Annotated in this window: 22 protein-coding genes; 7 read left to right on the top strand and 15 right to left on the bottom strand. The window is 65.5% G+C overall.

What is annotated here, in order from left to right:
• On the top strand, positions 1-348 hold a 348-nt coding region (locus tag ACU0BR_RS05745), incomplete at its 5' end, for a DUF815 domain-containing protein (RefSeq protein WP_446155890.1).
• Positions 349-627: 279 nt separating this feature from the next.
• Here ACU0BR_RS05745 and ACU0BR_RS05740 read toward each other — a convergent pair.
• The 13 genes from ACU0BR_RS05740 to pyrC all read right to left on the bottom strand — a co-directional run bounded on the left by ACU0BR_RS05740 (position 628) and on the right by pyrC (position 13,912).
• Positions 628-1,896 (bottom strand): peptidoglycan DD-metalloendopeptidase family protein, encoded by a 1,269-nt coding sequence (locus ACU0BR_RS05740; RefSeq protein WP_446155889.1) that lies wholly within the window; start codon positions 1,894-1,896, stop codon positions 628-630.
• A 76-nt stretch (positions 1,897-1,972) separates the two neighbouring features.
• Positions 1,973-2,614: a protein-L-isoaspartate(D-aspartate) O-methyltransferase gene (locus ACU0BR_RS05735; RefSeq protein ID WP_446155888.1), complete on the bottom strand. Its 642-nt coding sequence runs from the start codon at positions 2,612-2,614 to the stop codon at positions 1,973-1,975.
• Between the two features lie 24 nt (positions 2,615-2,638).
• Positions 2,639-3,427, bottom strand: coding sequence for a 5'/3'-nucleotidase SurE (gene surE / locus ACU0BR_RS05730; protein ID WP_446155887.1), 789 nt, complete (start codon positions 3,425-3,427; stop codon positions 2,639-2,641).
• 130 nt (positions 3,428-3,557) lie between these two features.
• Positions 3,558-4,205, bottom strand: a complete 648-nt coding sequence (locus tag ACU0BR_RS05725) for an SDR family NAD(P)-dependent oxidoreductase (protein ID WP_446155886.1) — start codon at positions 4,203-4,205, stop codon at positions 3,558-3,560.
• Complete coding sequence (gene purF, locus ACU0BR_RS05720; protein WP_446155885.1) at positions 4,202-5,674, bottom strand: amidophosphoribosyltransferase; 1,473 nt, start codon at positions 5,672-5,674, stop codon at positions 4,202-4,204. The genes ACU0BR_RS05725 and purF overlap by 4 nt, the downstream gene beginning before the upstream one ends.
• 158 nt (positions 5,675-5,832) lie before the next feature.
• Positions 5,833-6,429: a CvpA family protein gene (locus ACU0BR_RS05715; protein ID WP_446155884.1), complete on the bottom strand. Its 597-nt coding sequence runs from the start codon at positions 6,427-6,429 to the stop codon at positions 5,833-5,835.
• 22 nt (positions 6,430-6,451) lie between these two features.
• Positions 6,452-7,819, bottom strand: a complete 1,368-nt coding sequence (radA, locus tag ACU0BR_RS05710) for a DNA repair protein RadA (RefSeq protein WP_446155883.1) — start codon at positions 7,817-7,819, stop codon at positions 6,452-6,454.
• Positions 7,820-7,833: 14 nt separating this feature from the next.
• Positions 7,834-8,151, bottom strand: a complete 318-nt coding sequence (locus tag ACU0BR_RS05705) for a hypothetical protein (RefSeq protein ID WP_446155882.1) — start codon at positions 8,149-8,151, stop codon at positions 7,834-7,836.
• 205 nt (positions 8,152-8,356) lie between these two features.
• Positions 8,357-9,109, bottom strand: coding sequence for a DNA repair protein (locus tag ACU0BR_RS05700; RefSeq protein ID WP_446155881.1), 753 nt, complete (start codon positions 9,107-9,109; stop codon positions 8,357-8,359).
• A 122-nt stretch (positions 9,110-9,231) separates the two neighbouring features.
• On the bottom strand, positions 9,232-10,284 hold the full coding sequence (gene alr, locus ACU0BR_RS05695) for an alanine racemase (RefSeq protein WP_446155880.1): 1,053 nt from the start codon (positions 10,282-10,284) through the stop codon (positions 9,232-9,234).
• Between the two features lie 102 nt (positions 10,285-10,386).
• A complete protein-coding gene (locus ACU0BR_RS05690; RefSeq protein WP_446155879.1) occupies positions 10,387-11,898 on the bottom strand; it encodes a replicative DNA helicase in 1,512 nt (503 codons plus the stop codon).
• A 263-nt stretch (positions 11,899-12,161) separates the two neighbouring features.
• A complete protein-coding gene (locus tag ACU0BR_RS05685; RefSeq protein ID WP_446155878.1) occupies positions 12,162-12,842 on the bottom strand; it encodes an orotate phosphoribosyltransferase in 681 nt (226 codons plus the stop codon).
• Positions 12,839-13,912 (bottom strand): dihydroorotase, encoded by a 1,074-nt coding sequence (pyrC, locus tag ACU0BR_RS05680; RefSeq protein WP_446155877.1) that lies wholly within the window; start codon positions 13,910-13,912, stop codon positions 12,839-12,841. Before pyrC ends, ACU0BR_RS05685 begins: the two co-directional genes overlap by 4 nt.
• A 261-nt stretch (positions 13,913-14,173) precedes the next feature.
• Between pyrC and ACU0BR_RS05675 the strand changes: the two genes are divergently transcribed.
• Positions 14,174-14,416, top strand: coding sequence for a DUF1127 domain-containing protein (locus ACU0BR_RS05675; protein ID WP_446155876.1), 243 nt, complete (start codon positions 14,174-14,176; stop codon positions 14,414-14,416).
• Between the two features lie 130 nt (positions 14,417-14,546).
• On the opposite strand, the gene ACU0BR_RS05670 is transcribed toward ACU0BR_RS05675, so the two are convergent.
• Both ACU0BR_RS05670 and ACU0BR_RS05665 read right to left on the bottom strand, forming a co-directional pair.
• Entirely contained in the window at positions 14,547-15,554 is a 1,008-nt protein-coding gene (locus ACU0BR_RS05670; protein WP_446155875.1) for a phosphoadenosine phosphosulfate reductase, read from the bottom strand.
• Between the two features lie 115 nt (positions 15,555-15,669).
• Positions 15,670-16,566, bottom strand: coding sequence for a hypothetical protein (locus ACU0BR_RS05665; RefSeq protein WP_446155874.1), 897 nt, complete (start codon positions 16,564-16,566; stop codon positions 15,670-15,672).
• Between the two features lie 348 nt (positions 16,567-16,914).
• Here ACU0BR_RS05665 and ACU0BR_RS05660 point away from each other — a divergent pair, with 348 nt between their 5' ends.
• From ACU0BR_RS05660 to ACU0BR_RS05640, 5 genes are all read left to right on the top strand, one after another.
• Positions 16,915-18,987 (top strand): glycosyltransferase family 2 protein, encoded by a 2,073-nt coding sequence (locus tag ACU0BR_RS05660; protein WP_446155873.1) that lies wholly within the window; start codon positions 16,915-16,917, stop codon positions 18,985-18,987.
• Positions 18,984-19,928 carry a hypothetical protein gene (locus ACU0BR_RS05655; protein ID WP_446155872.1) on the top strand — a complete coding sequence of 315 codons (945 nt, stop codon included), beginning with the start codon at positions 18,984-18,986 and terminating at the stop codon, positions 19,926-19,928. The genes ACU0BR_RS05660 and ACU0BR_RS05655 overlap by 4 nt, the downstream gene beginning before the upstream one ends.
• A 69-nt stretch (positions 19,929-19,997) precedes the next feature.
• Complete coding sequence (locus ACU0BR_RS05650; RefSeq protein WP_446155871.1) at positions 19,998-21,602, top strand: hypothetical protein; 1,605 nt, start codon at positions 19,998-20,000, stop codon at positions 21,600-21,602.
• A gap of 101 nt (positions 21,603-21,703) precedes the next feature.
• Positions 21,704-22,612, top strand: a complete 909-nt coding sequence (locus ACU0BR_RS05645) for an AAA family ATPase (protein WP_446155870.1) — start codon at positions 21,704-21,706, stop codon at positions 22,610-22,612.
• Positions 22,612-23,877: a vWA domain-containing protein gene (locus tag ACU0BR_RS05640; RefSeq protein WP_446155869.1), complete on the top strand. Its 1,266-nt coding sequence runs from the start codon at positions 22,612-22,614 to the stop codon at positions 23,875-23,877. Before ACU0BR_RS05645 ends, ACU0BR_RS05640 begins: the two co-directional genes overlap by 1 nt.
• Positions 23,878-23,957 lie beyond the last annotated feature (80 nt).

Raw genomic sequence — 23,957 nt, 5'->3', positions numbered from 1 at the left:
GGGCGGCCCGAGAATGTCGTGCTCTATGCCACATCGAACCGCCGCCACCTGATGCCGCGCGACATGATCGAGAACGAGCGCTCTTCGGCCATCAGCCCCTCCGAGGCGGTGGAGGAGAAGGTTTCGCTATCGGACCGGTTCGGACTGTGGCTCGGCTTCCACCCCTGCACCCAGGATGAATATCTGGAAATGATCCGCGGCTATTGCGCGGCCTACGGGCTGGATATCGACCCCGATGAGCTGCGCGCCGAGGCGATCGAATGGCAGGCCACCCGCGGCAGCCGCTCGGGCCGGGTGGCCTGGCAGTTTTTCACCGATCTCGCAGGGCGCCACGCGATCGCGCTCTGAGCTGCATTGTGTCGTGCCGCGCGGCCGTCGCGCGTCGCGCAGGACGCCCTCGGCCGTCATCGGCGGGCTGCCAAGCTTGCCATTCCCCGAAAATGGATGAGCCTTCCTGCCGGACACCAGGCAGGAAGGCTCATTTGCACCCATAATCACGGAAACTCGTAAAACGCGACACCAGGTTACTCGTTACCAACACATGAGGTTTTAGTGCCGGGTCGCGTTCACAATATGGGCGGTTAATGGCGTTTCCGTGACAATCAAACAAATCCGGGGGGATTGTCCCTATTTGAGATAGGGGACCGGATCGACCGACTCGAACCCCTTGCGCACTTCGAAGTGCAGGAAGGACGGGCTGGTGTTGCGCACCTTGGCCAGGGTCTGGCCGCGCGAGACCTTGTCGCCCTTCTTGACGGCGATGTCGCCGATGTTGGCATAGACCGTCAGCAGGTTGTCGGGGTGGCGCAGCACCAGGATCGGCACCTGATCGGTGTCGCGGGTGATCGCGGCCACTTCGCCTTCGCCCGCCGCCTTGACCGGGGTGCCGGCCTTCGATGCCAGGTCGATGCCGTCGTTCTTGCCCTTCGAATAGGCGCGGATGATGCTGCCGGACACCGGATAGGCGAATTTGCCGCCACCCGAGGCCGCGGGCGTGCGTTGGCTGGCAAGGTTGGGGGAGGCGGGCAGCGCGGCGGTGCGCGCCTCGGGGCTTTCCTGCGGCAACGGCTTCGAGGCGCTCGGCGGTGGTGGCGTGGGCGATCCGCGTCCGGGCGCCACGGTGGTCGAAAGCCCGGCCCTGGGATTGGGCGCGCTGCTGGTGGGAATGATCAGATATTGCCCTTCGCGCACGACCAGCTGCGAATTCAGTCCGTTCCACTCCGCCAGCGACTTGAGCTTGACGTTGTATTTGCGTGAAATCGTGAAGGCGGTCTCGCCGCGCTGCACCTGGTGGCGGATCGGTTCCGGCGCGGCCGTCGCTGCCGCGGGCGCGGTCCGGCTGGCGCGCGGCGCGGGGCTGTCGGTGGGCGAGCGGTCGATGGCGTTCGAGGCCAGCGTGGTGATGTCGATCCGCTCGGACCCGGCGCCGCCCGATGTGGGCGCGGCGCCGAATTGCCCGTCTGCCCCGCTGCCGAAGCCGCCCGATTGTTGCGGCGCGGTTGTCGCGATGTCGCCCGCCACGCGGGTGGGCAGGGCCAGTAACTCGCCGCTGCGCAGCCGGGTGCCGGTGTTCAGCCCGTTGAATTCCGCCAGCTGTCGGGCATCGACGCCCACGCGGCTGGCGACGTCGGACACGCGGTCGCCGCTGCGGGCCAGCGCCACCTGATAGGAGGGGTAGGAGATGACGCCGCGCGCATCGCTGCGCGGCCGGTCGCCCAGGCCGGGTTCGGCCGCGGCGCTCGACGTCTCGAAGCCGTTGCCGAAACTGCGCATGTCCGCGTCGAGGCCGGTCTGCGGCGCGCAGGCGCCCAGCAGCAACGCGGCGCCCAGCGACAGCGTGACGGCTTTGCCGGAACCTGGCCGACGGCCGGTGAACGGGGTGGAATTGCGTTGCATATGCTCTGTCCTCGTGTGTGCGACCCTTGTTTGGTCGGGCCTTTGCGACGGGCCTTTGGCGACCCCTATCTACCTGTCAATCCTGCGCCAGCCCCTCGACCAGCGGAACGAAACGCACCGGTCTGAGCTGCTCGTAATCGAAACCCTCGGCCAGGCGGGTCACCTTGATCAGGCTTTGCACCGTGTCCGACTGGCCAACCGGCACCACCATGATACCGCCTTCGCGTAATTGCGCCAAGAGGGGGCCCGGCGGGTCTTCGGCGGCGGCGGTCACCAGAATACGGTCGAACGGCGCCTGATCGGGCAAACCGAAAGAGCCGTCGCCGGTGATCACCGTCACATTCGTCAGGTTCATCCCCTCGAGCAGGCGACGCGCGTCCATCGACAGCCGCTTGTGCCGGTCGATGGTCCAGACCCGCCGCGCCAGATGGCTGAGCACCGCCGCCTGATACCCCGACCCGGTGCCGACTTCCAGCACGGTATGGCGGGGGTGCAGGTCGAGCGCCTGGGTCATCATGCCCACGATGGAGGGCTGGCTGATGGTCTGGCCGCAGGCGATGGGCAGCGGCATGTCCTCATAGGCGCGGTCCCTGAAGATGCCGCGCACGAAATCGCTTCTGTCGATCTTTTCCATGACGGACAGAATGCGATTGTCATTCACCCCCTTGGACCGGAGCGAATAGAGAAACTGCATCTTGCGCTCTGCCTCAGAGCTCATGCGCCTGCGCCTTCCGGCGGCCGGTCAGCCCAGCCGCTCTGCCAAAGTGTCGATCATGTCATGCGCGGTCAGATCCGCGCGCATCGGAGTGATAGAGATATAGCCGTCCAGATTCACCGCCGCATCCGTGCCCGGCGCGGTCGGCATCTGTTGCGGCCCGCCCGTGATCCACAGGAATTTGCGGCCCGAGGGCGAGATGTGCGGTTGTACCCCGAAAAAGCAATCCTTGCGATAGCCTTGTCGCGCGACCCGCTGGCCCTTGACCTGCGCGCCTGCGACGGGGGGGAAGTTGACGTTGTAGAACAGGCGGTAATCCTCGCCGTGGTCCCAGATGCCCTTGTCGAGGATCGACCGGACGCAGGCGGTGCCATGCTGCACGGCGGCCTCGAAGGGATCGGCAAGGTCCGCGTTGCCGGGGCCGAAGAACTGCGACAGCGCGATCGCGGGCACGCCTTGCAGCGCGGCTTCCATCGCGCCGCCGATGGTGCCGGAATAAAGCACGTTGTCGGCCGAGTTGTTGCCCCGGTTGATCCCCGACAGCACCAGGTCGGGCGTGCAGTCCCTCATGACATCGTGGATACCCGCCAGCACGCAGTCGGCCGGAGAGCCCTCGGCGGCAAAGCGGCGCGGCGCCAGCTTGGCGATCATCATCGGGTGGGTATAGCTGATGGCATGGCCGACGCCCGACTGCTCGAACGCGGGGGCGACGGTCCAGACCTCGCCGTCGGGGCCCGCGATCTCCTCGGCGATGCTGGTGAGCACGGCCAGCCCCGGCGCGTTGATCCCGTCGTCGTTGGTTACCAATATCCGCATTCGCTCGCCTGCTTTGCCACGATCCGCTTTCGACGGTGTAGTGGAGCCTGCGCGGGCCGTAAAGCACTGCGGTAAAGGCCGCAGTGCTGTCGATGTGACATCGTGGGTTTCCTGCGTCGGTGCCGCGGGCTCAGCCGAGGGCGGCCAGCGCCTTTTCGGCTTCGCGGGCGGGGTCCGACAGCAGGCCCCGGTCCTCGCCGGGGTGGAACCGTGCGCGGGTGGCGGTGGGCATCGGATCGGGCGCGTGGATCACCACGCGCGGGCCGATGCGCGCGGCTTCGGCCTGCCAGCTTTTCGCCAGCGCGATCTGCGCGGCCTTGGTCGCGCCGTAGGCGCCGAAGAATTTTTCCCCGCCGCGCGGATCATCGAAGAAAAGCGCGCCACTGCCCTCGCGCGCCAGCAACAGCGGCGCGACCAGCGGGATCAGGTTGGCGGTGGCGTCGGCATTGATCTCGAGCGATTTCTTCCAATCGCGCATGTCGATATGATCGGCGGGCGACATCGGGGCCGCGTGGATGGCGGCATGCACGAACAGGTCGAGCCCGCCCCAACGGTCGTGGATCGAGCGGCACAGCTGGCGCATCGCGGCATCGACGGTGATGTCCATCGGCGCCAGCGTGGCCTGTCCGCCCGCGGCGCGGATGCGGTCGTCCAGCTCTTCCAGCGCGCCGGTGGTGCGGGCGACGGCGACGATGTGATGCGTCGGCGCCAGCGCCAGCGCCACGGCGGCGCCCAGCCCGCGCGACGCGCCGGTGACGAGTGCGACCGGCGCGCTCATTCCGCGGCCTTCAGTTGAAAGCCGTTGGCCAGCATGTCGGCGGGGGCTACCGGGTATTCGCCGGAAAAACACGCATCGCAATATTGCGGCGCGTCCGGGTCGCGCCCGGCCGCTTCGCCCACGGCGCGGTAAAGCCCGTCGAGGGAGATGAATTTCAGGCTGTCGACGCCCAGATGTTCGCACATTTGATCGGTACTCATGGAAGAAGCCAATAGTTTTTCGCGCTCCGGCGTGTCCACCCCGTAGAAACACGGCCACGCCGTGGGGGGGGAGGCGATGCGGAAATGCACCTCCGCCGCGCCCGCATCCAGGATCATGTCCTTGATCTTGCGGCTTGTGGTGCCGCGCACGACCGAGTCGTCCACCAGGATCACCCGCTTGCCGCGGATCAGCGCGCGGTTGACGTTGAGCTTCAGCCGGACGCCCATGTTGCGGATCTGTTCGGTCGACTCGATGAAGGTGCGGCCCATGTACTGGTTTCGGATGATCCCCATCGCGTAGGGGATGCCCGATTCCTGGCTGAAGCCGATGGCCGCGGGGGTGCCGCTGTCGGGCACTGGGCAGACCAGATCGGCCTCGACCGGGGCCTCGCGCGCCAGTTCCACCCCGATCTGGCGGCGCGTCTCATAGACCGACCGCCCCCCCAGGATCGAATCGGGACGCGAGAAATAGACATGCTCGAAAATGCAGAAACGCGACCGCGCGGCGGCAAAGGGCTTGTGGCTTTCGACGCCGTCGCGGTTGATCACGACCATCTCGCCCGGCTCGATCTCGCGGATGAATTCCGCGCCGATGATGTCCAGCGCGCAGGTCTCCGAGCTGAGCACCCAGCCGTCGCCCAGTTGGCCCAGCACCAGCGGGCGCACGCCCAGCGGGTCGCGTACCCCGATCAGCTTGGTGCGGGTCATGGCGACTACGGAAAACGCGCCCTCGACCCGGCGCGGCGCATCCTTCATCCGCTCGGGGATGTTGCGTTGCAACGAGCGGGCCATCAGATGGATGATGCATTCGCTGTCGGAGGAGCTTTGGAAGATCGAGCCGCGGTCGATCAGCTCGCGGCGCAGGGCATTGGCATTGGTGATGTTGCCGTTATGCGCGATCGCCGCGCCGCCCATCGAGAATTCCCCGAAGAAGGGCTGGACGTCGCGCAGCTGCGTCGGCCCCTTCGACCCGGAGGTCGAATAGCGCACATGCCCGATCGCCAGCGGCCCCGGCAGGGTTTCCATCAGCGACGCCTTGGTGAAGTTGTCGCGCACATAACCGAAGCGCCTGGCCGAGTTGAATCCGAGTTCGGCGTCGTGGCTGACGATGCCGCCCGCTTCCTGCCCGCGATGCTGTAACGCATGCAGCCCCAGCGCCACGAAATTCGCCGCGTCGGATACGCCGATCACGCCGAAAACGCCGCATTCTTCCTTCAGTTTGTCGTCGTCGAAAGGATGGCTTCGGAAAGCCGGTTCAGCTTGCAGCATATTTTCATGCGCTCCCGGTATCGAGTGCTGTTTCGCCTCTCACATAAGCGCTTCGCGCGCCACTGTCACCCACCTGTAACATGGCCGCGGCGGACAGCTTGTCTCAGGCCTGTATCAGGCGCGGCGTCGGTGGCTTGGGTATTGTCGGCGCCTGCGGCTCAGGTGTTGTCGGCGCCGGTGGCGGCCGCGTCGGAGGAGGTGCCGGGAATGCAGTTGCCGACCAGCTCCTCGTAGCGGTTCGTGATCCAGCCGGGCACATTGGTCGGGATCTGCTCCTCGATCGTCTGCTGGGACTGCGCGAAGATGCTGGCCGAGCGGCTTTGGTCGACCATGGGCAGCGCCTGTTCCACCGCGACGCGGTCATAGACGATGAATGCGATCGCCACGAGGATGATGCCGCGCAGCGCGCCGAACAGGAAGCCGATCCCCTGATCCAGCCCCCCCAGCGCCGATCGGCGCACCACGCCCGAGAACATCGGCGTGAATAGCGAAACCACCACCAGCGCCAGCGCGAAGACGGCCGCGAAGGCCGCAATGATCGACAGCTCGCAGCTGCCGGTCAGGAACTCGCCGACATAGGGCAGTTCCCGTATCAGGGGTTCGGCCTGTGCGGCGAACAGGAATGCCAGGATCGCGGCGGCGATCCAGCCCAGAATCGACATGGCCTCGCGCACGAAACCGCGCGAATAGGCCAGCAGCGCGGAAACCACCACGATGAAGATGACGACCGCGTCGATGATAGTGAATCCGTCCATTCGGTGGCTCCTTGATCCCGAATCAGCCAGCGCCAAAGATGTCGCCGACAAAGCTTGTCAGATCGGGCATTTGTTGCACTCTTAGGCCGTCAGCACCGCCGATCTTGGACCGGGTGGGCGCGATGGCGTTTGTAAAACCAAGTTTCTCGGCTTCTTTCAACCTGTTTTCGGTCTGCCCGACGGGACGCAGCGCGCCCGAAAGGCTCAGCTCGCCGAAGACGACCGTATCGGCGGGCAGGGCGATATCCTCGCGCGCGGAAAGCAGCGCCGCCGCGACGGCCAGATCGGCCGCGGGTTCGGAAACGCGCATCCCCCCCGCCACGTTGAGGTAAACGTCGAGACCGCCGAAGGAAATGCCGCAGCGCGCCTCCAGCACGGCCAGGATCATCGACAGCCGCCCGCTGTCCCAGCCCACCACCGTGCGGCGCGGCTGCGACAGCGAGGACGGCGCGACCAGCGCCTGCAACTCCACCAGCACCGGCCGCGTGCCCTCGATGCCGGAAAACACGACCGAACCGGGGGCGGGGGTGTCGCGTTCGCTCAGAAACAGGGCGGAGGGGTTGACGACCTCGGCCAGACCCGCGCCCGTCATCTCGAAGACGCCGATTTCATCGGCCGGGCCAAAGCGGTTCTTGACCGCGCGCAGGATGCGGAACTGATGGCCGCGCTCGCCTTCGAAATAAAGCACCGTGTCGACCATATGTTCGATCACGCGCGGGCCCGCGATCTGGCCGTCCTTGGTGACATGGCCCACCAGGATGATCGAGGTGCCGCGCTTTTTCGCAAAGCTCGTCAGCTCATGCGCGGCGGAGCGGACCTGCGCCACCGATCCTGGAGCGCTTTCGACATTGTCGGCCCACATCGTCTGGATCGAGTCGATGATCGCCAGATCCGGGCGTTCGGCGTCCAGCGTCGTCAGAATGTCGCGCAGGTTGGTCTCGGCCGCCAGCTTGACGGGCGCATCGGTGAGCCCCAGCCGCTGCGCGCGCATGCGCACCTGCGCGCTGGCTTCTTCGCCCGAAACATAGATGCATCCCAGCCCGGTGCGCGCAAAGCTGGCCGCCGCCTGCAACAGCAGCGTCGATTTGCCGATGCCCGGATCGCCGCCCACCAGGATGGCCGATGCGGGCACCAGCCCGCCGCCCAGCACCCGGTCGAGTTCCGACATCCCCGAGGTGGAGCGCGGCGGCGGCGCTTCTTCGGTCCGAAGGTCGGTCAGCGGAACCGCGGTGCCGCGGGTGCCGCCAAGCGTGCGCCGGGCCGGACCCGCGGTGCTGAGCGGGGCCTCCTCGACGATGGTATTCCAGGCCCCGCAGGCATCGCAGCGCCCCGCCCATTTCTTATGCGCGGCACCGCAGGCGGTGCAGGAAAAGGATGCGTTTTTTGCCATGTTACCGTTCTGGGTCAGATGCCGGTGAACGGCAAGCCCGTCATCAGGGCTGCGGCAAAGAGCACCGCGATCAGCGGCAGCACCCTGTTCCAGCCCTTTTCCAGCAGCAGCGCGACGGCTGCCGAAAAGGCCAGCGCCGATCCGATGAACACGGCCGGGTTGCGCAGTGTCATGGTCACCGCGACCGCGCCCAGCACGATCAGCAGCGCGGTGGCGATATGGGCGACCTCGAGAAGGCCGGTGGTCAGGAAGATGCGCACGACCGAAAAGATGAGCGAGGCCAGCAGCAACGCGGCCAGAAAAACACCCACCAATTGAGGAAATATCGCCATGAGTGATGACCTGCCCGAACCGTTTGCGCATTTGCGACATAGGGATGTGCGCTGTCGTATGGAAGGTCAACCGGGCAAAAGGGGCGGTCGCCCAGATGTGACCCGCCTCAAAAGGCAATCACCCGATGCGCGGAGGGCGCGCACCGGGTGATCGTGGCAGGCGACAGGAAGTTTCGTCGCCGTCTCAGTAACTTGTCGGTCTCGATTACTCCGCCGCGAGGGTGAAGACATTGCCGCCGCGACGCTTTGTTTCCAGACCCAGGCGCGGCAGGATTTCGCTCAGCGTCTCTTCCAGCTGGCTCAGCTGCGATTCCGCGATGGCCTCGTCGACCTCGACCTGTTCCAGCCAGCGCTTCAACTCGCGGCAGGTGTGGTTCGCCTGGACGATCTGGTTCTGGAACTCGGCGATATCCTCCTGGCGCTGAACGAGGAAGGATTTCGCACGCTCCACCTTTTCGTGGGAGTAGATCGAGGCGAGCTCCCGCGAGGTGTGGCTCATCTCAGCGGCGGCCTCCAGAACCTCGCCTTCGAGGTTGGGCAGGTCGGGGTGGTTGCGCAGATGCATGATCCGCTCTTTCACGCTGTCGAATTCGGACGACATGGTGAACACGCCTTCGCGATCGGCGGCATGGCTGATGGCATAGGCGTCGGCGACATCGCTCATCGTGATCGAGAAGTCGCGGTGCGTGCGTTCCAGCTGCAACACGCGCAGGCTGGAGGGGATGAAAAAGCAGAGCGAAACCAAAAGCAGCGTGACAGCCAGCTGGACGATCATCCCCGCCTGGGCGTAGACGACGCCGCCGAAGGTGATGGAAAGGTCGAGCCACGGGATGATGCCCGCGGCGGCCAGACCGGACAGGGCGACCGCCGTGATCGCAAAGGTTGCGATGGTAGTGATGGCGAGTGACTGGATGATGTTCTGTACGGGTCGCAGGACCCCGGTATCTGTGCGGCTCATGCCGTTCCCTCCGAAATAACTTCCTGCACATCCTACGCCCAGATAGGCGGAAAAGTTCCGGGGGATAAAAAGTTTCTTGCAGGCCGTGCCCGGCTGTCGCAGCGCGCGGCGCGGTGTTCCGCCTAGGCTGTCTCGCGCTGCCGGTGGCGGCGGCCATAGCGGCGGCCAAGCTGCGTAAGTACCTCATAGCCAATGGTTTGCGCGGCATCGGCGATCGCGTCGATGCCCTGCGCGGGACACAGAAGATCCAGCGTCTCGGGCTCTTCGGACAGCGCGGTGACGTCGATCGTCAGCAGATCCATCGACACGCGACCGACAAGCGGGCAAGGGGTTTCGCCGTGAAAAAGGCTGATCCCGTTACTTAGGTGCCGGCTGATTCCGTCGGCATATCCAGAGGCGACGGTGGCCAGCCGGGTCGGGCGTTTCGCGGTCCAGGTGTTGCCGTAGCCCACCGTTTCGCCGGGCGCCAGATAGCGGGTCTGGATCACCGGCAGGCTGAGCCGGACGACGGGCCTGGCCTCTTCGAAGGGGCGGCCGCCGTAAAGACCGATGCCCGGTCTGGTCACGTCAAAGTGATAGTCGCGCCCCAGCAGAATGCCTCCCGTTGCCGACAGTGAGCGCGGCACGCCGGTGTCGTCGGTCATCGCGCGGAAATTGCTCAGCTGGGTTTCGTTCATCGGGTGGGCGGGCTCATCCGCGCAGGCGAGATGGCTCATCAGCAGCATGGGGCCCAGTTCGAGCACCAGCGGCACCACCTCGACCCATTCGGCGGCTTCCATCCCGAGACGGTTCATGCCGGTGTCGAGCTGCACGCCGAAAGGATGGCCGGGCAGGGCCTCGACGTGGCGGGTCAGCTGAAGCGTGTCGTTGAGCATCGGGATCAGGTCATGATCGCGGATCGCCGTCGTGTCGCCTGCCATATGGCCGGAAAAAACGCAGATCTCGGGCCCTTCGCCCAACACGCGGCGCAGCGTCACCCCTTCTTCGGCGACGGCCACGAAAAACCGCCGCGCGCCCGCTCTGGCCAGGGTCTGCGCCACGGCCGAGACGCCCAGCCCGTAGCCATCCGCCTTGACCACGGCGGCGGTGCGCACCTCGGGGCCGGATTTTGCGTCAAGCGCGCGCCAGTTGGCGGCCAGCGCGGCGAGGTCGATATCCAGAAGTCCGGTGCTCATGCGCCGGTTGTGACAGCCGTGCCGGTTGCGTCAAGGCGAAATTGCGCGTCCGCGATGGCCGATCCGGGCGTAAGTGGTTTCTTGCCGGAACCGCGGCGGCGCCTATTGGAAACCGTCGCTGCCGCCGGCGTTCTGCCAGGGTTTGACAAGGTTGCCGAAGCGCGTGAACCGTCCCTCGAACGACAGCTCGACCGTGCCGATGGGGCCGTGGCGCTGCTTGCCGATGATCACCTCGGCCTTGCCGTGCAGGCGCTCCATTTCCTCCTGCCAGCGGGCCATGCCTTCCATGTCGTGATCGCCGGGCTTTTCCCGTTCCTTGTAGTATTCCTCCCGGAACACGAACATCACGACATCGGCGTCCTGCTCGATCGAGCCGGATTCGCGCAGGTCGGACAGCTGCGGGCGCTTGTCCTCGCGGTTTTCGACCTGACGCGACAGCTGCGACAGGGCGATCACGGGGATGTCGAGCTCCTTGGCGATGGCTTTCAAACCTTGGGTGATTTCCGACACCTCGTTGACGCGGCTGTCCTTGGCGCTGGCCGGACGGACCAGCTGAAGATAGTCGATGATCAGCACGTCCAGCCCGTGCGTGCGTTTCAGCCGCCGCGCGCGGGCGGCCAGCTGGCTGATCGGCAGGGCGGGCGTGTCGTCGATGTAAAGCGGGCAGCTTTCCAGCGCCTTCGCCGCCTCGACGAAGCGGCGGAACTCGTCCTCGGTCATGTCGCCGCGACGGATCTGTTCGGAAGGCACCTCGGCCGCCTCGGACAGAATGCGCGCGGCCAGCTGCTCGGCTGACATCTCGAGTGAGTAGAACCCCACCACGCCGCCGTTCACCGAACCTTCGGTGCCGTCATGCAGCTTGCCGCGCTTGTGCGTCTTGGCGATGTTGAAGGCGATGTTCGTGGCCAGCGACGTCTTGCCCATGGAGGGGCGCCCGGCAAGGATCAGCAGGTCCGAGCGGTGCAGACCGCCCAGTTTCTTGTCCATGTCCGTCAATCCGGTGGACACCCCCGCCAGCCCGCCGTCGCGCTGATAGGCGGCGTTGGCGACGTTGACCGCATCGGTCACGGCCTTCAGGAACGACTGGAACCCGCTGTCGGATTTGCCCTGTTCGCCCAGCTTGTAGAGCGCCTGTTCGGCTTCGACGATCTGGTCCTTGGGTTCGCTCGCGACGGTGACGTCGCCCGCCTTGGCGGAAATGTCGCGCCCCAGGCTGATCAGCTCGCGCCGGATCGCCAGATCATAGATCATCTGCGCATAGTCGCGCGCGGCAAAGGCCGAAATGGCCGCCCCCGCAAGCCGCGCCAGATAGCCGACGCCGCCCAGCTCGGCCAGGCCGGGATCATCCTCCAGGAAGGGTTTCAGCGTCACCGGCGAGGCGAGCGCGTTTTTCTGAATTCGCGCGGCCGCGATTTCCCAGATGCGCGCATGGACGGGCTCGTGGAAATGTTCGGCGCCGACGATCGAGGCGACCCGGTCAAAAAGGTCGTTGTTCGTCAGGATGGCCCCCAGCAGCTGTTGTTCGGCCTCGATGTGATGTGGCAGCGCCTGCGCACCCTCGCCGGTGCCCGCCACCGCCATGCCCTGATGGTTGATCGTCGCGATCTCGTTCATGTCCAAGCCCCTTGTCCCCGTACCTGAATACGGCCCCGGTGCGTTTTACGCAAAATGTATATCTCTGTGGATAGCTGACATATGCCGGGAGCGGGGCATATGTTGCCATCGCTCTGGCCGTCGCGTCAACATATGGGCGTGTGCGGGCGGATATTTGCTTAGGCCCCTGCACGATGCCGGATGGGTGCACGGATGAGTTCCCGAACCCGCTGCCCTGTCTCCGCCCTGCGCCCCCGGCGCGGGGCACGCATCGGGCGCAGTCGTCAGGAGCCGCGCCGCGCCTGCTGCCATGCGCGCGGGTCGGCGAGGAATTTTTCCACCTCGGCCAGCGTGTCCGCGTCGAAGCGGGCCTCCTCGCGCGCGACGGCCAGCACGTCGTGCCAGGTGCACAGATGATGCAGCGTCACACCGTGATCGCCCAGGGTCTTTTCCGTTTCGGGAAAGATGCCGTAGTAGAAGATCACCGCCGTATGCGCGCAGCTGGCGCCGGTGTCGCGGATCGCGTCGACGAAGGAGATCTTGGAGCCGCCGTCGGTCGTCAGATCCTCGACCAGCAGAACGCGCTGGCCTTCGTGCATCGCGCCCTCGATCCTGGCGTTGCGCCCGTAGCCCTTGGGCTTCTTGCGCACGTAGCTCATCGGCAGGGCCATGCGCTCCGCCACCAGCGCGGCGAAGGGGATGCCGGCCGTCTCGCCGCCCGCGATGTTGTCGAACGCTTCCAGTCCCGCGTTGCGCATGACGGTGCAGGTCAGGAAATCCATCAGCGTGGATCGGATGCGCGGGTAGGAAATCAGCTTGCGGCAGTCGATATAGGTCGGCGACGGCAGCCCCGACGCCAGCGTGAAGGGATCGGCCGCGTTGAAATGCACGGCTTCGATATCCAGCAGCATTCGCGCGGTCAGCCGGGCGATCTCGGCGGCGGGGGGATAGGTGGCGGGGATCATTGCGCGGGCTCCTGTGGTGTGTCCTTGACGCGCCAGTGCAGCGCGAAGCCCGGATCGAACAGCGTCACCGGACCCGCGCCGGTTTCGATCTTCGCGGGCAGCGCCAGCGGCTCGGGCGTGCGTTGCAGGGTTATCGTGTCTTCGTTTTCGGGCAGGCCGTAATGCGCGGGTCCGTTGCGCGAGGTGAAGAATTCCAGCCGATCCAGCGCTTCCGCGGCCTCGAACACATGCGCAAGACACGCCAGCGTGTTGGTCGCGGAAAACACGCCCGCGCAGCCGCAGCCGCTTTCCTTGGCGGGGTCGGCGTGCGGTGCGCTGTCGGTGCCCAGAAAGAATCGCGGATCGCCCGAGGTCGCGGCCTCGACCAATGCGACGCGATGCGCCTCGCGCTTGGCGATGGGCAGGCAGTAGTAATGCGGCCGCAGCCCCCCGGCGAAGAGGTTGTTGCGGTTGATGATCAGATGGTGCGTGGTGATCGACCCGGCGATGCCGGCGCTCGCGTCCCTGATGTAGTCGACGCCATCCTGCGTCGTGACATGTTCCAGCGTGACCTTGAGTCCCGGCGTGCGGCGGCGGATCGGGTCCAGCACATTGTCGATGAATACCGCCTCGCGGTCGAAGATGTCGACGTCCGGGTCGGTGACCTCGCCGTGGACGCACAGCGGTACGCCCGCTTCGGCCATGCGTTCCAGCACCGGCTGCACCTTGTCGAAATCGCGCACGCCGGAGGCCGAATTGGTCGTGGCCCCGGCGGGGTAGAGCTTGACCGCCGTGACGATGCCCGCGTCATGCGCGGCGATCAGATCGTCGGCGTCGGTCTCTTCGGTCAGGTAAAGCGTCATCAGCGGGCGAAAGGCGCTGCCCGCAGGCAGCGCCGCCATGATCCGGTCGCGATAGGCCCGCGCCTGTTGTCCGGTGACGACGGGCGGCACCAGGTTGGGCATCACGATCGCCCGGCCGAAATCGCGCGCGCTTTCCGGTGCGATGCCTTTCAGCATGTCGCCGTCGCGCAGGTGCAGGTGCCAGTCGTCCGGGCGGATCAGGGTCAGTTCTGTCAGATCGGGCGTCATCTCTGGCAAGTCTCCGGCAAGTCGGTTCGCCGCGCGACCTACACCAGATCTTCCCCGCTTGGCCAGAGAGCGGATGATCGCACCCGCTGAATTTCCTCGTGAGGGGGGCGGCCCGGGCGCGGCGCGGGCACGGCACGGGTCGCGGGGCGCCTAGCTATGCATCAGGCGCAAGGCGGGACTTCGCGGCCGGGCGTTGTGCAGAAGGGGCAATGCCGCCATGTAATCGCCAGGGAGGAAACCCGAGTTTTACAGGAGTTTTCGATGGCTTTCGCTACGCAAACCACAACGGCCGCCCCGGGCGGCAATTTTTTCGGCATCGCGGCAACGGTTGTCGCCGCGCCTTTCATCTGGATCGCGCGGGGCCTGGACAAACTGGCCACCGCCAACCGCATGTCGCGCGAGATCAACGATCTGATGCAGATGTCCGATCAGCAGCTTGCCGTGCGCGGGCTCAAGCGCGAAGACGTCCCGCGCGTGATCTTCTCACGCTACGGTCACCTGTGATCTGAGGCCGCTTCCGGCTGCGCCGCAGGCCTGTCCCCGCCATTCCGGCGGCAGGGCCGGGGCGGCGAGGGGGGGCGGTCGGCGTGAAGCGGCGATGCCGCCGGTACAAAGCCCTCTTCACGTCAGCTGTTCACGCCTGCGCGGCCTTGCGCGGCGGCTCGATCATCGGCGGCAGGCTGCGGCCTTCCTTTTCCAGCTTCAGACTGGCGGTCTTGTAGGCTTCCTTCAGTTGCGGGCCGACCATGTAGGTCAGGATCGCGCGCGCGGCCATCGCCGTCAGATAGGTGCGTTCCCGCTGCTCGGTTTCGGCCAGCAGGCGACGCAGATAGCGTCGTACCGCGCGGCGGCGGCGGAACATCGTGTAAAAGACGGGTGCGCTCAGCCTGCCTTCGGCGGCGGCGACCACGGTTTCGTCCAGGATGCCCGCCACCTCCATCTCGGCGCCGGTGTTGGGGCCTTGCAGCCGCAACGGCATCATCCGCGTGTGGTCGGATTTGAACAGCGCCGCATGGATGGCGTCCAGCCGCTCATAAGGATCGTAAAACACGAAAACCTCGCGTGCGGCATCGACCATTTCGGGCGCGTAGCCGTAGCGGGACGTGAAATCCAGGCGCCGTGCCTCGCGATAACGCCCATCCCACCCCGCAAGCGATCCGGTCAGCGTGGCCTGCGGGCTGCAGGCGATGACCACCGCGCCGGGCGCCGCCACCGAATAGGCCGCCGCCGCATAGCCGCCCATGCGTTCGCCGAAAAAGATGACCCTGTCGAAACCCTCGAAAAAACCGTCGTCCGTCAGGCTGTCGAAAAATGCATAGACCTCGGGCGCGCGAAACCAGCTTTCGGATCCCGCCAGCACGCAGAGCTGCGCCCATCCGCGCGACTTGCGAAGATGATTGCCCAGCGGGCAGACATCCGCGATGGAGGCGTCATCTTCCTGCGTCTGCACGAAACTGACGAAAAGGGTGCTCTGGTCATCGTCGAGCACGGCCTCGTCGGCCTCCATGTAGACGGCGCGGTGATCGCGGCCCAGCGTCCTGAAAAATCCGAATTTCTGCCCCAGCCGCTCCAGCGCCTCGTCGAGCGCCGTCGCCTCGCCCGAAGGCGCCGCCGTCTCATCCCGGTTCGAAGACTCGTCCATACCTAAAATCCACCAGTGCCAACATTAAGAATACTCCTCCCTCTCATCTAAGGTCAAACGGGCAGAATTATGAATAAAGCGCGATTTTCTTCGGATGACGGCTACAGTCCGGCCATCATTGCGGTTCCGTTTCCGATTCGATGACAGTGACATGCGGCATGGCTTTCAGCGCCTGCCAGTCGTGCCGGTAGTTCCGGTCGAGAATCGCGCGCTCCTTTGCGGAAAAAGGCTCGGGGGCGGGGAACGCGTCGCTTTTCGGGAACAGTTCCCTTGCGTGGGCGATCAGACCGTCCTGGCGGATGTCGCGGCCCTCGGCACTCCATTTCTCGAGCGCGCGCAGCGCGCGGGCGGACAGGCCGGGGCGCGGGCGCAGCGCCAGGAACTTGAACGCGTCGGGGCAGGGCGCGCCGATCATCCGCGAGACGATACGCTCCTGCACGCGGGGATAATCCTCCTGCCGCCAGAGGATCAGCTCGCTGCGCCCCAGCGCGGGCCGCAGATCCGCCACCAGCTGCGCCCAGCTGAGCGACGCGGGCGCCATCGTGGCGAGAAAGGCGTCGAAGCTGCGAAAGGGCTTGTGGATCAGGCTTTCGCTATGGGCGGAGACCAGATAATCGGCGATATTGCGGACGGCCAGATAGACGCAGGCAGGCGGCGCGCCCATGACGGTGATGCTGCGGTGCAGGCGTCCCTGCGCCCAGGGGTAGAGCCTGCCGTCCCTGGCGACGCGCGGCAGGTTTCCCAGGATATTCTCATCCGACACGATGAGCCGCGGCGCGCCGTCCGCGGCACCGCGCAGCATCATGCCCGCCCGCGCCACCAGTTGCTGCCGGTCCTCGCCGTCGCGCAGCGCCAGTTGCAGCGGCGCCAGGGTGCGGCGGTAGTGCTGGGGCGGCAGAAACCGCACGCCGAGCCCGGCCAGGACATCGGGATTCTGGCGCAGGCTTTTCTGCAGATGGGAGCTGGCCGTCTTATGCGCGCCCAGATGCAGATGGATTTCCGGCTCTGTCATGGCGCGTGTTCAGGCAATCTCAGGATCTCGGACCCCTATAGTGCTAGGGCGTGGCGGCTGCGGTGGCCAGAACCAATTTCGGCCGCCGCGTTCGTGACCGCGGCGCTGGCGGCGACAATCGGCGCGGGGGTGTGGCTGCGGGCGCGTTCCGCGGGCGTGTCCCACGGCGGCGCGGCCAGCTGCCGGGGGCGGACACCGACGAATGTTGCCCAAACCCGCCGGATGGCGCGAAACTTGAACGCTGAAAGGGCAAAAGACTTCATCCGGGGGGCAAATCCGGCTACAAATCCTGAAATTTGCGCGCCAGCCCAAAGGCGCGCCGGGCAGGAACAGGGAAGGGCTTTCGCGATGGCGAAGGACGTGAGGGATGAAAACGCCGCGGATCAGGTGGCGGCCGGGTCGCAGGCGGCCGACGATATAGACGAGCCGACCGCGGGCGGCGACGCCCTGCCGCTGTGGTTCGACGAACTCTCGCCCGGCGGCAGCGGTGAAGGCTTCTTCGAGAAAACGGGCAAACATTCGCTGATGTTCGTGCGGCGTCCGGTCAACCGGCTGCTTGTCAGCTTCGACAACCTCGCGAATGTCAATGACCGCAGCGCGGAGCGGGTGCCGTGGGCGTTCAAGTTCGCGCGCGACCTCAACCTGTCGCATCTGGGCGTGATGGCGAATGTGGCCGACTGGTATCGCGACGCGGACCTGATCGCGCGGATGCAGGAGCTGGCGGCCAAGGGGTTCTTCGACGGCTATGACCGCGTCGTCTTCGCGGGCGCCTCGATGGGGGGCTTCGCGGCGCTCAGCTTCGGCTCGCTCGTGCCGGGCGCGCATGTGGTGGCCTTCAACCCGCAATCGACGCTCGATGAGCGGCTGATCCCCTGGGAGGACCGCTATTGGTCCGGCCGCAGACAGGACTGGACACTGCCGCTGTCGGATGCTGCCGGGCTGACGGCGGGGCTGGGGCAGGTCAGCATCTTCTACGATCCCTACCACGAACCCGACGTGAACCACATGCGCCGTCTTTCGGGCGATAATGTGCATGAATTCAAATGCTGGTTCTCGGGCCACAAGTCGGCGGTCATGCTGCGCAAGATCGGTGCGCTGAAGGGCGTGATGACCCGCGCGGTGATGGATGATCTGAACGAGGCGGATTTCTATCGGGCGTATCGCGGGCGCCGGTCGCTGAAATGGTATCGCAAGGCGTTGTGTGGCTATTTCGACGACCGCGGGCGCGATTTCTACTCGCAGATGGCCACACGCCGGTTCCGCGCCCTGTTGCGCGGGGCAAAGCAGGACACGCCCGCCATCGCCGCCGCGGCCCCCGCACTGACGGCGCCCGCCAGGAACGACAAGGTCGTCGTCGTCACCACGATGAAGAACGAAGGCCCCTTCATGCTGGAATGGATCGCCTACAACCGCTCCATCGGGTTCACCGACTTCATGATCTATACCAACGGTTGCGAGGATGGCACCGACGCCATCGCCCGGCGGCTGGAAAAGCTGGGGCTGGCGCTGCATCAGGACAACAGGTTCAAGGAGGGCGCAAGCCCGCAGCGGGTGGCGCTGCGGCGCGGCTTTAACCATGAATACACCAAGGATGCCGATTGGCTGATCTGCGCCGATTGCGATGAGTTTCTGAACATCCGCGCGGGCGATGGCACGCTGCCCGCCCTGTTCGACGCCACGGGCTACGCCGATGCGATTTCCGTCTGCTGGAAGATCTTCGGCAGCGGCGATCAGGTCGAATACCGCGACGAAATGGTGGTGGATCAGTTCAAATGGGCCGCGCCCGAGGTCTATTTTGACAAATACAAGGCGCGCGGGCTGAAAACGCTGGTGCGGCGCAACGACAAGCTGCTGCGGCTCAGCGTGCACCGGCCCAAGTTCGCCAAGGACGTGCAGGGGCTGGTGTGGAAGGATGCGGGCGGGCAGGCGATGCCCGACAGCTATCTGACGCAGGGCTGGTCGGCGCATCCGAAGTTCGCCCATGATCACGCGCGGTTGCACCATTATGCCGTGCGTTCGGTCGACAGTTTCCTGGTCAAGCGGGACCGCGGCCGCACCAACCATATCGACCGCGATCAGGGCATGAGCTATTGGGCGGACATGAACCTCAACCAGGTGGAGGACCGCTCGATCGAGCCGCGCATCCCCGCCGCCCGCCGCGAGCTTGACGCGCTGATGGCCGACCCCGAGCTGAAGCGCCTGCATGAGGCGGCGGTGGAATGGCACCGCACCAAGATCGCCGAGCTGAAGGCCCGCGACGGCTGGAGCGAATTCCGCGAGACGATCCGCACCATGAACCGCTGCGGCGAGGCGCCTGTCGACAAATCCGGCCTCGCACCCGATGCGGGCTGGACGGATGAGACCGAGCTGGAGGAAAAGTGGCGCGCCCAAGTCGCCGCGAGCGGGGTCAGCCAGACATGAGCAAACCCTACGTCGTGGTGCACGGCGGGTTTCACAAGACCGCCACCAGCCATGTCCAGTCCACGCTGAACCGCAATTCCGGCTATCTGGCGAAACAGGGCGTCACCTATGTGCACCACCGCGACACGCGCAAGCAATATACCATCCCCTGTCAGCTGAACGCCTATGAAAAGCTGGGGCTGGACTGGTCGCCGCGCATCAGCGACGCGGAGTTGCGCGAACACGCCCGCGCCTTCTTCGACCCGCTGGTCGCCAAGGGGGCGGACCGGATCGTGCTCAGCGATGAAAACATGGCCGGGCATTGCGGACATTGCACCAAGCGCGGCGTGCTTTACCGCTGGCGGCGCAAGCTGATCGAAACCTTTGCCACCTTCATTCCGCTGGAGGTGCGCGAGGTGCATATCGGTGTGCGCAACTACGCCGATTTCTTCGCCTCGGCCTATGTGGAATACCTGCGCTCGGTGTCGGGCAACTCGTTCGTGTCCGAAGAGAAGATGAAGCAGCAAGTCCTTGAAAACATGCCCAGCTGGATGAATGTGCTCAAGACCATCCAGACCTTCTTTCCCGACGCGACCATTCACGTCTGGCGGCATGAGGATTTTCGCGCGCTTGAACAGGTGGTTCTGGGCAATCTTTGCGGGCCCGGTGTGGATCTGGCCAAGCTGAAAGCGCCCAAGGATGCCAACAAGCGCCCCACTGCCTCGGGCCGCGCGGTCGAGGAATTGCTGCGTCTGATCTATGAAGAAGGCCCCGACGCCGCGCTGCGCCAGCGGGTGGAATTGCAGGAACGCTATCCGCGCGGGCGTGAATTCGCGGGCTATGATCCCTGGACCGAACAGGAGCGCGCCCATCTGACGCGGTTTTACGAAAAGGACATCGCGGATGTGGCGGCGGATCCGGGGCTGACCCTGATCACCCCGCGCGGTGTCGCCGTCCGGTAGGGCGCGCGGATAAATCAGACCGGCACAGGTCGGCAGGCTGAAACGAGGCAGGCAAGGAGAGGCCCCGAAGTGGCGAAAGAATACGAGATTGCGATGCTCTGGGTCCAGGGACCGTTGACCTATGTGGAGCAGCTGTGCGCCAAATCCTTTCTGGACGCGGGCCAGCATGTGAAACTTTATCAATACGGCAAGGTCGACAACATCCCCGCCGGTGTCGAGGTGCGCGACGGCAATGAAATCCTGTCGATGGACAATTTCATCCAGCACGGCCGCACCGGCAGTCTGGCGCTGTTTTCCGATGTGTTCCGCTATCATCTTCTCAAACAGTCCGAGGGGGTGATCTGGGCCGACACCGACGCCTATTGCCTGCGCCCCTTCACCAGCGGGACCGGCCACTTCTACGGCTGGGAAAGCGATCACAACATCAACGGCGGCGTGCTGGGCCTGCCGCGCGACAGCGACGCGCTGGGCCGACTGCTGGAAATGACCGAAGACGAATATGCCATCCCCGAATGGTTCGACGAGGCCGAGACCGCCCGGCTGCGCGGCTTGCAGGATGCGGGCACGCCCGTGCATGTGTCGGAAATGCAGTGGGGCGTCTGGGGGCCGCACGCGATCACCCACTACCTGCACAAGACCGGAGAGGCCGCCCATGCGCTGCCGCGCCACGCGCTTTACCCGATGGGGTTCGCGGACCGGCGCAAGATCATGAAGCCCGAAAGCTATGCGGCGATCGAGGGCATGTTGCGCCCGGACAGCAGCTCGATCCATTTCTACGGGAGGCGGATGAAACATTATCTGGCCAGCGTCGGCGGCTTTCCCCCTGCGGGCAGCTATCTCGACGATCTGCTGAAAAAGCACGAGATCGACCCCGGACTGGCACCGCTGCCGGACGCGTTGATCGAGCAGATGACGCCGGAGGCACCCGCGCCCTCCGCTGCCAAGCAAGGGAAATCCGACCGCAAGCTGTCGGTTCCGGCGGTAAGGCCATCGACGTCGAAACTGGTGAACCTGACCGATCTGGCGGATAAATACGGCTCGGACAAGGGTTCGATCAAGCACCGCTATACCGAGCTTTACCATTTGCTGTTCCACCCCTACCGGCAGCGCAAGATCCGGTTTCTGGAAATGGGTCTGCTGGTCGGCGGGCCGGAACACGGCCACGACCCCGACCGCGAGACGCCCGATCTGCCTTCGGTGCGCATGTGGCTGGAGTATTTCACAAAGGCGCGGATCATCGGGCTGGATGTGTCGGATTTCAGCTGGTTCAGGAATGACCGCTTCGAATTTCACCGATGCGATATGGACGATGCCGAACAGATTTCACGCGCCGCCGACGATATCGGCAGCTGCGACATCATCCTGGACGACGCAAGCCACGCCTCCCACCACCAGCAAAACGCGTTTCTGGCGATGTTTCCCCGCCTGTCACCGGGCGGCATCTATATTGTCGAGGATCTGCGCTGGCAGCCCGAAGCCTATGAAAAGCCCGGTGTCACAAAGACAGCCGAGCTGTTCCAGAGCTATCTGAAACATGGCGATTTCCGCCATTCCGACCCGGCCGTCGCGGCGGATTTCAACGATCTGCGCGGTGAGTTTTCCGGCGTTTTCATCCATCAGGTTCATTACCAGAAGGACCGCAAGGATCAGGTTCTGGTGGTGCACAAACGCTGATCGCCGCGGCCGCTGCCCGTCCCCCGCCTTCCGGGCGGCGGGATGGGGTCTTGACCCTTTGCCGCGCGCATGCAGCCTAGGCGCAAAGGGGAGGAACCCGTGTGAGCGATATTTCGTCGATCGAGGCCGTGCAGCAGACGCTGGCTGAACAGGATTATGTCTGCGACCGCGCCCTGGCGACGGTGGTGTTCCTGGCGCTGCGGCTGGGGCGCCCGTTGTTTCTGGAGGGCGAGGCCGGTGTCGGCAAGACCGAGATCGCCAAGGCCCTTTCCGCCGCGCTGGGCCGCCGCCTGATCCGCCTGCAATGCTATGAGGGGCTGGATGCGTCCAGCGCGGTCTACGAATGGAATTTCGCCGCGCAGATGGTGGCGATCCGTACCGCGGAGGCGGCAGGCGGCGCCGACCGCCGCGCCTTGCAGCAGGAACTCTTCAGCGAGGAGTACCTGATCGCGCGCCCGCTGCTGGAGGCGATGCAGCCGCAGCCCGGCGGCGCGCCCGTCCTGCTGATAGATGAGCTCGACCGCACCGATGAGCCGTTCGAGGCGTTCCTGCTGGAGGCGCTGAGCGATTTTCAGGTCACCATCCCCGAGCTTGGCACCATCGCCGCGCAGGAGCCGCCGATCGTGATCCTGACCTCCAACCGCACGAGAGAGGTCCACGACGCGCTCAAGCGGCGGTGCCTGTATCACTGGGTCGATTATCCCCGCTTCGAGCGGGAGGTCGAGATCCTTCAGGCCCGCGCGCCCGAGGCCGCCGACCGGCTGAGCAGGGAGGTCGTGTCCTTCGTGCAGAAATTGCGCACCGAGGATCTGTTCAAGAAACCGGGCGTGGCGGAAACCATCGACTGGGCGAAATGCCTGCTGGCGCTGGATGTCATCAACCTCAGCCCGGAAATGATCGCCGATACGCTGGGGGCCGTTCTGAAATATCAGGACGATATCCAGAAGGTGCAGGGAGGCGAGGCGCGCCGACTCCTCGAAGAGGTCAGGACAACTCTGGATTCCGTCTGATGGTGGCGCTGCCCGATCTGGATATCCCCGAAGACGGGAAACTGTCGCACAACATCATCCATTTTGCCCGCGCGCTGCGCAAGGCGGGCCTGCCGCTGGGGCCGGGGCGGGTGGTCGACGCGATCCGCGCGGTCGAGGCGGCGGGATTCTCCGCGAGATCGGATTTTTACTGGACGTTGCACGCCTGCTTCGTCAGCCGCCCGGAACACCGATTGATCTTCGCGCAGGTCTTTCGCCTGTATTGGCGCGATCCGCGGTATCTGGAACATATGATCGCGATGCTGTCGCCTGCCGTGCGCGGCGTGCAGGAGGACCGCGCCGCGCAGGCCGCCGAAAAGCGCGCGGCGGAGGCGTTGCTGGACGGCGCGGATCGCAACGGGCCAGAGCCTGCGCAAAATCGGCAAGAGGAGACGCGCCTGGAGATCGACGCCAGCGCCACGATGTCCGGCCGGGAAAAGCTGCGCAGCCTCGATTTCGAGCAGATGAGCACCGCCGAGATGGCCGATGCCAAGCGGATGCTGGCCAAGCTGTCGCTGCCCGTCCCGCCGCTGGTCTCGCGGCGCAGCCGCGCCGACCGCGCGGGGCACAGCCCCGATTGGCGCGCGACGATGCGCGCGGCGATGCGGCGCGGCGGTGACGTGCAGGAGTTTCGGCGCAAGTCGCGCCGCCAGCGCTGGCCGAACCTCGTGGTGATCTGCGACATTTCCGGCTCGATGTCGCAATATTCGCGCGTGGCGCTGCATTTCCTGCATGCGGTGTCGAACAACAGGGGGGCGGGCTGGGCACGGGTGCATGCATTCACCTTCGGCACGCGGCTGACCAACATCACCCGGCATCTGAACCAGCGCGATGTGGACGCGGCGCTGCGCGCGGCGGGCCGGGAAGCGCAAGACTGGGAAGGCGGCACCCGGATCGGGGAATGCCTGCACAGCTTCAACCGCGACTGGTCGCGGCGCGTTCTGGGGCAGGGTGCGGTGGTGCTTTTGATCACCGACGGGCTCGACCGCGACGACCCCGTGCGGCTGGGCCGCGAGATGGAGCGGCTGCATCTGTCCGCGCGCCGGCTGATCTGGCTGAACCCGTTGCTGCGCTGGGAGGGCTTCGCGCCCAGGGCGCAGGGCATCCGGCAGATGCTGCCCAGGGTCGACAGCCTGCGCGCGGGACATAACATCGCCTCGATAGAGGATCTGGCCGAAGCCCTTGGCCGCAAGGAAGACGGAGGAGAAAAGCGCAGGTTGATGGCGCTCATGCGTGGCACGACGTGAAATTGCATGAACGTCCGGGGAACAGGGGAGATGGCCGCCGCGTTGAGCGGCGAAGACTCACACACCGCAGGAGGAAACCC

Source organism: Brevirhabdus sp., from assembly GCF_052826345.1.
The sequence above is the reverse complement of the archived record's forward strand: the minus strand, read 5'-3'. Positions and strand labels throughout refer to the sequence as shown.